Genomic DNA, 3,334 nt, shown 5'->3' on the forward strand with positions numbered 1-3,334 from the left:
GAATAATTTGAAGGCGCTCATCTAGTGCGCTATTTCGTTCACTGCTTAACCATTCACTCTCTGCCTGTTCACGCTGCAATTGCAGGATCTGTTCATGATTTTTTTGTTCAAGTACTAGTTTTTCATTATTCAGTTGAGCCTGCAGTTTGCTTAACTGTTCGTTATGCAGTGTTTCACGCTGGAGTTGCGCGGCAATTTGCATTTGCAGCTGTTGCTTGATTTCCTCGTGCTCTATCTGGCTGTTTTTACTTTCAGTTTTGTATGCTTCTATCCGGTTTTCCATCCCGGTGATGTCTCGTTTCAGCTGCGCAATGTCATGTAACCGGAGGGCTAGTTCATCAGCTATTGTGACTTGTGGCTGTGCCCAAATATTCATTTGCTGGTCGGGTTTTGTGGGTGTGCTGCCATGTAGTAGTAGTAGTGCACCATCCCAAACTTTAGCATCTGGACCAGAGATATAACGTGTCCCTAAAATATTGGCATTAGGTTCTGCCTTGCGGATAACGCACATGGAGTTTATGAACTCGACCGAATGAATGTACGATAAATTCTCTTCGTCGAGTTCTATTCCGTATTCTTTGTTGAACCCGTTGATTAGTTCGGCGCGTGTTTTAGATATTCCCCAGTGTTCATGGTTGATGACATCGGCGAGTTGCTTGAAGAAGGCCATGGAGGAGTAGGGGCGAAACAACCCACCCTCGAAATCCTGCCAGTAACTGCAGTGTAGATCTTCGGCAATAAACAGCCCGCCGATCTTGAGATAGGGGAAGTAGCGGCTAAAGGTTGCGACGATGTCGCTGGAGCGATGCGAGCCATCATCAATAATCAGGTCGAACTCGGGCGTGTAGGATACGATCTTGTGTTCTGCATCGTCAGTGTTCGCATCCATGACAACCAGGGCAATGCGTGGATCATCAAAGGAAAGCAGTTTGCAATCGGGGTTGATGTCGCAGCCGATTAATTTTTTGCCCTTGGAAAAGTATTTGGCCCATATTTCGAGCGAGCCACCATTCTGTATGCCAATTTCCAGTAGTCGGATGGCTCTGCTCTGGTAGGGTTTAAATAGCCGTTCGTATTCCGAAATGTAGATCGACCACTTGTCTGAAAGTTTTCCTTGATGTTCTGAAAATATCGCCGCAAGTGTTTTCATCTTTTGGGTCATTGTGTGCACACCAGTTTTGCTATGTCCGATTTGGATTGAAGCTTCATATCCTAAAGTGACTCATAGGCAGTTATGGCTGATTCAACCGTGTCGTGAACAACAAGCTTGCCCTTTTCTAAAACCGCAGCCCGGTCGCAATGCTGTCGAATGATGTCTGTTTGATGCGCAACAATGATCATGGCCCGGTCACCTCTTTTTTCGAACAGTTCAACATTACATTTTTGATGAAAACGATGATCACCAACAGACATGCCCTCGTCAATCAGAAAACAATCAAACTCGATTGACATTGAGATGGCAAAGGCCAGGCGTGAACTCATGCCCGATGAGTAACTTTTAACGGGTTCGTTGAGGTAGGGGCCCAATTCGGCAAACTCCTCGACCATTGTAATGGCTTGATCAAAGTCGATGTCATAGATGCGAGTGATGAGTTTGACATTGTCTCGGCCCGTCAGGCTGCCTTGAAAGGCACCGCCAAATGCCAATGGCCATGATATCGACATATTCCTCGTCACTGTGCCAGAAGCCGGAATGTCTGCGCCACTGATCACACGAATCAGTGTGGATTTGCCCGCGCCATTACGTCCGAGAATGCCCCATTTTTCACCTTGTTTAACTTTAAAGTTGATATTGTCCAAGATTAGTCGCTCGGAGCGGCCATGGTGTATGGGATAGGACTTGCATATATTTTTTAGTACTAGCATGTTCTAATCCGCTAAGTGCTTTGAACGCGTCGATTGGCAATATTAGTTAGAAGGTAGCTAAAAAACGTTAATACAAGTAGAGATATAATCGTATATTGTGGATTATAGTATGTGGCCATTCTTTCGCCATAATATCCGTGATGAAACCATTCCACGCAATTTATCAATGGGAACATCAATAAATATTCGCGATAGGGAAGCGGCACGGCTGCTGCTGTGATAAATACACCAGAAAATGGTAAGTTTAAATAAAGTATAATGTGCGAAACTCGCTCAATTCCATCGCTTATTTCTGCTAAAGCCCCCATAAATAGTGCAAAAACAAAAGAGAACCATACGACCATAAAGTAGCCAATAATCATGGTCAGTAAATCTGCCGGCCAGTGGCAAATGCCTAGTGCCACAAAAAATAAATAGAGGATTACAAATGCGGCGGTGGCGCTTGCGAACTCAAGTAAAATACGGGAGTAAATTATGTCTAGTGGCCGAACCGGGCGGTGGTGGAGTAGTGCCCTATTGATATCCACGGCCTTGACTACACGGTTAGTTCCGTTGCGCCATAGAAGTAGGGTGGGATAACTTGTAAATTCTGTATGACCACCTGCAGAAAAAATTAACATTACTCCAATAATAAACAATGCGGGTTCAGCAATTATCCAGATAATTCCTAGCCCTTCACGTCCATATCTGGTTATCATTTCACGTAGAGTGAGCGCCCAAATTACGCGACGTTGAATGCGTAATTGTTCCATAAAAGATGGCTGTGACTTAACGGTCATAATGTTCTCGTACACCTGCATTTAGAATGCTTACAATTCCCCAGATGATAAGGGTGAGTAAAAGTGTCGCGAGTATATCCTGAAGTCGTTTGGGTTCGGTTGAGGCATCCGGAAGATTCGGTTCGCTGATTCGTTCGATGTAGATGTGCTGCCGTTGTGCCTGGGTGCGCGCCTGCTGGAGCGATGCCATGGCGCTGACTAACTCGCGGTCTGCAAATTCGCTATCCAGTGAGAGGCGCTGGAATTCCACGGCCTTGCTGGCCAGTGATTTATTGTTGGCGCCTGCACCGGCAACGTGGGCGGTTTCCTTCGCGATTTCATCTTTAAGCAGGATTGCTCGCTGCCGAAGCGATGGCAATTGTGGGTTGCCTTTACTGATGGTTTCGATCTGCATGATCTGCACTTGGGTGGCAATGAGTTGATCCTGCAGTTTGGCAATTTGTTGCAAGGGAATGGTCGATTGTTTTTCCGGGTTGATTACCCCGAATTCATTTCGGTACTTACCGACAGCAAGTGCGGCTTCCTTGGCCTTCATTTCTGCCTTGTCCAGATTTTCCTGTGCAAAATCGATCATATCTCTCTGGCCGCGGTCATTCAGCTTGTTGACCAGATCTTCACTTTGCGCCAGAAGCAGTGAATTCATCTCTTGGGCGTCTTTGGCCGTATATGCGCGGGTTTTAAGTGTGAGG

Annotated in this window: 3 protein-coding genes and 1 pseudogene; all 4 read right to left on the minus strand. The window is 46.0% G+C overall.

All coding sequences use genetic code 11. The features are described 5' to 3' along the window. Positions 1-1,162: class I SAM-dependent methyltransferase (locus B7Y67_RS15315; RefSeq protein ID WP_293599376.1), on the minus strand; the 1,162-nt coding region annotated here is incomplete at its 3' end. Between the two features lie 50 nt (positions 1,163-1,212). Further along, positions 1,213-1,866, minus strand: coding sequence for an ABC transporter ATP-binding protein (locus B7Y67_RS15320; protein WP_293599377.1), 654 nt, complete (start codon positions 1,864-1,866; stop codon positions 1,213-1,215). An 11-nt stretch (positions 1,867-1,877) separates the two neighbouring features. Next, positions 1,878-2,618, minus strand: coding sequence for an ABC transporter permease (locus tag B7Y67_RS15325; RefSeq protein WP_293599378.1), 741 nt, complete (start codon positions 2,616-2,618; stop codon positions 1,878-1,880). A 16-nt stretch (positions 2,619-2,634) separates the two neighbouring features. Beyond that, positions 2,635-3,334: pseudogene (locus B7Y67_RS15330) on the minus strand (hypothetical protein); the annotation flags it as partial.

Source organism: Polynucleobacter sp. 35-46-11 (genome assembly GCF_002281105.1).

Bases quoted from the DNA above. Each gene is read 5' to 3' on its own strand.
- B7Y67_RS15325 (WP_293599378.1), bottom strand. From the start codon at position 2,618: ATGGAACAATTACGCATTCAACGTCGCGTAATTTGGGCGCTCACTCTA.
- B7Y67_RS15320 (WP_293599377.1), bottom strand. From the start codon at position 1,866: ATGCTAGTACTAAAAAATATATGCAAGTCCTATCCCATACACCATGGC.